This is a genomic window from Marinobacterium profundum (genome assembly GCF_001528745.1).
Taxonomy (GTDB): Bacteria; Pseudomonadota; Gammaproteobacteria; order Pseudomonadales; family Balneatricaceae; genus Marinobacterium_A; species Marinobacterium_A profundum.
The window spans coordinates 1-968 of the sequence record NZ_BCNS01000176.1; the positions used below are offsets into that span (position 1 = coordinate 1).

The following is a 968-nucleotide window of genomic DNA, read 5'->3' on the forward strand; positions in this document are numbered from 1 at the left end:
TATCAACCCGCCGGGTTAATACATACCAGCATTGTGCCTATACGTTGAGTTTGTAAGGCCTGGTATGGTTGAAGCCTTGTACAAATTGCTACTTTCAAAATTATGCAGAAACGGCTTTGACTCTGGCAGGGTTCGAGACTCTTTAAAATAAAGTTGAAACGTCTATTTTACCAAAAGCTGCAGCGGACCGGGGCCGACGTCCCTGGAGTGAAGGCGAAAGACAACGAGCCCTCTCCATTTTGGGCCGCGACCTTCACCTCACAATCGATTCATAACCGCATATCAGACTCGCTCGACGACAGCACATACTTGAGGTCGTAGAGTAGATGTTCGGACTTACCCAGCACGCGAATCCGTGCGGCCCCCATTTCAATGAACTGCTCATGGGCCACGGCCAGAATGATGCCGTCGTAGACTCCCGCCTCGAGTTCCTGCAACGGATGGATACCGTAGGCACGCTGCGTTTCTTCAGCATCCACCCAGGGGTCGTAGACATCTACACGAACGCCGTAAGTCTCAAGCTCGGTGAGGATATCGACCACCTTGGTATTGCGAACATCCGGGCAATTCTCCTTGAACGTCAGGCCCATCACCAGCACCCGGCCGCCGGTCACCTGAATGCCCCGCTTGAGCATTCCCTTCACCAGCTCCCCGGCCACGTAGCAGCCCATGGCATCGTTGATGCGACGTCCAGCCAGAATCATCTCCGGGTGGTATCCCACCTCCTGGGCCTTGTGGGTCAGATAGTAGGGGTCGACTCCGATACAGTGACCGCCCACCAGACCTGGCCTGAAGGGCAGGAAATTCCATTTGGTACCCGCCGCGCGCAGCACTTCTTCGGTGTCGATTCCCAGGCGTTTGAAAATCATCGCGAGCTCGTTGACGAGCGCTATATTGATATCGCGCTGGGTATTTTCAATCGCCTTGGCAGCCTCGGCGACGCGAATACTGCTCGCTTTGTAAGTGCC

Annotated in this window: 1 protein-coding gene; it reads right to left on the reverse strand. The window is 54.8% G+C overall.

The genetic code is table 11. From position 1 onward, the window contains the following. Positions 1 to 269: 269 nt before the first annotated feature. The coding region (locus MPRO_RS21040; protein ID WP_158651909.1) for a nucleotide sugar dehydrogenase at positions 270 to 968 on the reverse strand (699 nt) is incomplete at its 5' end.